Source organism: Methanocalculus sp., from assembly GCF_030651615.1.
GTDB lineage: Archaea > Halobacteriota > Methanomicrobia > Methanomicrobiales > Methanocorpusculaceae > Methanocalculus.
Window position 1 is genome coordinate 1 of the sequence record NZ_JAUSCG010000069.1, and the last position, 4,309, is coordinate 4,309.

The following is a 4,309-nucleotide window of genomic DNA, read 5'->3' on the forward strand; positions in this document are numbered from 1 at the left end:
AGTCAAAACGGCAGTCCTCCTGCGAAGCAGTGATAAAAGCGTCGTTGCCCTCTCCGGCGGGGTTGACTCCAGCTTCATTGCCGCAATTGCCGGGAGGCCATGCATCTGTGTTGGAATTGAAGATTCTCACGATCTCAAACGTGCACACATGGTTGCAGAGACGATTCACTGTGACTTCACTCCGGTCATCATCGACCCCGAAGAGGTTGAAGATGCACTCATACGTGTCATCCCCCTGCTGCCGTCCCCAAATCCGGTAGATGCCTCAATTGCTGCGACCGCCTACTTCCTCTGCCGTGCCGCCGCCGGGATGGGGTATGATCGGATCATCTCCGGTCAGGGGGCGGACGAACTCTTCTGTGGCTATACACGGTATCTTCAGAGCAGTGATCTGGAGGAGGACCGAAGAGCCGACATCACCGATCTCGCGCGACAGATGGCACGGGATCAGGCGGTTGCAGGACTCTTTGGAATCTGGCTCTCGCTTCCGTTCCTTGATGCAAGGGTGATGCGCGCCGCTGATGAGATTCCGGCAGGGGAGATGATCCAATCCGGGGTGCGGAAATTCCCGCTCCGAAAAGCCGCTTCTGCCGTTATTCCTGAGGATATCGCATGGTATGATAAGAAGGCGATGCAGTATGGGAGTGGTGTATGGAAGGTCATCAGGGATCTCGCACGGGAAAGAGGTTTTAAAAGGGCAGTACAAGGGTACATACGTCAGTTGCAGGATGGTAGGGCAGAGCATGGTTTCTAAAGAAGATGTAGCACACATCGCCACAATCGCAGATATCGGCGTCGATGAGTCTGAACTGGAGCTTTTTACCGGTCAGTTCAATGCAATACTTGAATATTTTGGTATCCTCGATTCGGTCGAGGGGATGGGTGGGGCAACGCGCAGTCGAAGCAACGTCTTTAGAGATGATGTTGTTGTACCATCTCTCCCCCATGAGGAGATCCTGAAGAACTCCACTGATCCGGAAGATGGTTTCATCCGTGCCCCGAGGGTGATCTGAGATGGGATCGAAGATGAGCTTTGATAAACCAGATCCGGATAATGCCTTCATCACTCTGTGCAGAGAGATTGACTATCAGGAAGGCCCCCTCTCAGGCATCCCCATCGCCATTAAGGATAATATTTCAACAGCAGGAATACAGACCACCTGCGGATCGAAGATTCTGAAAGGGTACATCCCTCCCTATGATGCCCATGTAATCACGCTGATCAGATCTGCTGGTGGAGCAATCGTCGGCAAGACAAATATGGATGAGTTTGGGATGGGCACCACCACCGAGAGCTCAGCATTTGGCCCAACAACAAACCCGGTTGATCCGACCCGGGTGCCGGGAGGATCATCTGGTGGATCAGCTGCAGCCGTTGCATCTGGTCTTGTCAGGATGGCACTTGGGACAGATACCGGAGGATCGATCCGGTGTCCCGCCTCTTTCTGTGGGATAGTCGGATTAAAACCAACATATGGTCGTGTCTCCCGGTACGGCCTGATCGCCTATGCAAATTCTCTTGAACAGATCGGACCTCTGGCACGAAACGTCAGAGATTGCGCCCTCCTCTACTCCTGTATCGCAGGATATGATCCACGGGATGGTACAAGCCTCGATCTGCCTGCACCCACTCCACTCAGATCAGAGATACAGGGGAAACGGATCGGCGTTCCTGCCGAGTTCTTTGGCGAAGGGGTCGATCCGGCTGTCGCATCCGTTGTGCAATCCGGCATTCAAAGGCTTGAAGAGCTTGGTGCTGTGATCGTACCGTGTTCCATGCCAAGCATGAGGTATGCGCTTGCAGCATACTATGTCACCTCAATGAGCGAAGCAAGCTCAAACCTTGGCAGGTACGATGGGGTCAGATATGGTCAGGCACCTGACACCGTCCGTTCCTGGCATGATGCATACTCAGAGATCAGGCGAGCTGGATTTGGTGAGGAGGTCAGGCGGAGGATACTGCTTGGCAGCTTCGCACTCTCAGCCGGGTACCAGGGAAAATACTATGCAAAAGCGCAAGCTGCACGGCAGATGGTCAGGGATGATTTTGAACGCCTCTTTGAGAGCGTGGATATCATCGCAGGCCCGACGATGCCAACAGTTGCGTTCAGACTCGGGGAGACGAGCGATCCCCTCTCGATGTATCTTGCAGATATCCTGACGGTGCCTGCAAACCTTGCCGGTGTTCCTGCTCTCTCAGTCCCCTGCGGCACTGCCCATGGTATGCCGGTTGGACTCCAGTTGATCGGCAGGCACTTTGCCGAGGATGAGATCCTTGCTGCTGCTCTGGCTTTTGAGGAGGGATCAGCATGACCGTCATCATCGGCCTTGAGATCCACTGCCAGCTGAACACCAATACGAAGTTATTCTGCGGCTGCTCAACAGATTACCGGGATGACGGGCCAAACACCCATGTCTGCCCGGTCTGCCTCGGTCTGCCGGGATCACTTCCGGTCTTAAACAGACAGGCGGTCGTTTATGCTCTCAGGGTTGCAAAGGCACTTCACTGTGAGGTGCCGGAGTTCTCTGAGTTTGCAAGGAAGAACTACTTCTATCCCGATCTTCCAAAAGCCTTTCAGATTACCCAGTACGACAAACCTCTTGCACTTGGAGGTTATATCGAGATCGAAGCGGAAGCTGGCGGTGAGAAGCGGATTAATCTCACCAGAATCCATATGGAGGAGGATCCGGGTCGGCTTGTCCATAAAGGGAGCGGGGATCGCGGCCGCTACACCCTCGTTGATTACAACAGATCCGGCGTCCCATTAATTGAGATCGTGACTGAACCAGAGCTCTCCTCACCAAAAGAGGCGAGACGGTTCTTAAACAAACTCAGGGCGACCCTCGAATACCTCGGGATCTATGACTCAGAACGGGAAGGATCACTCAGAGTCGACGCAAACATCTCGATCAAAGGGTACGAACGGGTCGAGGTGAAGAACATCACCAGTTACAAGGGCGTCGAAAAAGCGCTCACCTTTGAGATCACCCGCCAGAAGGGGATGATCCGGAGGAACGCTCAGATCGTCCGTGAGACACGGCACTATCAGGAGGCACGGGGTGTCACCACCTCTGCCCGTTCAAAAGAGATGGAGCATGACTACCGGTACTTCCCTGAACCCGATCTCGCACCGCTTCAGGTCAGTTCATGGGTTGAAGAGATCGAACTGCCGGAGTTGCCGGATACACGGCGTGACCGGTTTATGCAGCAGTATGGGATTTCACTCAATCATGCAAGAACCCTTACGGGGGATCTCAGACTTGCAGAGTTCTTTGAGGAGGTTGCTTCCGGCATCCCTGAAGTGGCCGCACCATGGACTGCCGATATACTCCTTGGAGAACTGAACTACCGTGATATGCCGATCTCAAAGGTTCCGGTTCCGCACTTCAACGCCCTCCTTGAAGAGGTGAAGAAGGGCACCATCACCGATACGTCAGCTGTTGAGATCCTCAGGCTCCTCTTAAATCAGGTGATGGAGGGATCAACTCCGGAGATGCCAGGAGCAGTCATCGCCCGTCTTGGATTATCAAAAGAGGAGGGAGGAGCCTTCCGGGAGATTGTCGCATCAGTTCTCGCTGAGAACGGCCCTGCAGTCGCCGACCAGCGTGCCGGAAAAGCCGGGGCGATCAACTTCCTCGTCGGCCAGGTGATGAAGGCTACACGAGGACGGGCCGATCCAAAAGAGATCGCCAGAATTATTGAGGATCTCCTTAAGGAGTAAACAGGAGAGTGTTTCTGTGCATCTGATTATAGCCGAGAAGAACATCGCCGCCAGGCGCATCGCTGAGATCCTCTCAGGAGATGCAAAGATTTCATCCAAAAAAGATGGGGCGGCAACCATCTATGAGTTTGGGAATACTCAGGTGATCGGTCTTCGCGGTCATGTCGTCGAGGTTGACTTTGAACCGGGATACGACAACTGGAGGAGTGCAACCCATCCACCAAGAACCCTGATCGGTGCTGGGATCATCAAGAGGCCGACTGAGAAGAAGATCGTATCCCTCCTCCAGAAGGCAGCACGAAAGGCAGACTCAGTCACGATCGCCACTGACTACGATACTGAAGGTGAACTGATCGGAAAAGAGGCATATGAGCTTGTCCGTGCCGTCAACAAGACTGTACCTGTCGACAGGTCACGTTTCTCGGCAATCACCCCTGACGAGATCAACCGGGCCTTTGCAGAGACACAACCGCTCGACTTCAACCTTGCAGCAGCCGGGGAGACCCGCCAGATCGTCGATCTCGTCTGGGGAGCCTCGCTCACCCGGTTCATCTCGATCGCGGCAAAACGGGGTGGCGGAAACATCC

At 54.2% G+C, this 4,309-nt stretch carries 5 protein-coding genes; all 5 read left to right on the forward strand.

Translation table 11 applies throughout. From position 1 onward, the window contains the following. The coding region (locus Q7V06_RS02800) for an asparagine synthase C-terminal domain-containing protein (protein WP_304837758.1) at positions 1 to 754 on the forward strand (754 nt) is incomplete at its 5' end. Then, the gene (gene gatC, locus Q7V06_RS02805) at positions 744 to 1,013 is read left to right on the forward strand and encodes an Asp-tRNA(Asn)/Glu-tRNA(Gln) amidotransferase subunit GatC (protein WP_304837761.1); all 270 of its coding nucleotides are present in this window, start codon (positions 744 to 746) and stop codon (positions 1,011 to 1,013) included. The genes Q7V06_RS02800 and gatC, both read left to right, overlap by 11 nt. Before the next feature lies 1 nt (position 1,014). Further along, the gene (gatA, locus tag Q7V06_RS02810) at positions 1,015 to 2,313 is read left to right on the forward strand and encodes an Asp-tRNA(Asn)/Glu-tRNA(Gln) amidotransferase subunit GatA (RefSeq protein ID WP_304837764.1); all 1,299 of its coding nucleotides are present in this window, start codon (positions 1,015 to 1,017) and stop codon (positions 2,311 to 2,313) included. Further along, positions 2,310 to 3,722, forward strand: coding sequence for an Asp-tRNA(Asn)/Glu-tRNA(Gln) amidotransferase subunit GatB (gene gatB / locus Q7V06_RS02815; protein WP_304837767.1), 1,413 nt, complete (start codon positions 2,310 to 2,312; stop codon positions 3,720 to 3,722). Before gatA ends, gatB begins: the two co-directional genes overlap by 4 nt. A 16-nt stretch (positions 3,723 to 3,738) precedes the next feature. Then, on the forward strand, positions 3,739 to 4,309 hold a 571-nt coding region (locus tag Q7V06_RS02820), incomplete at its 3' end, for a toprim domain-containing protein (protein ID WP_304837770.1).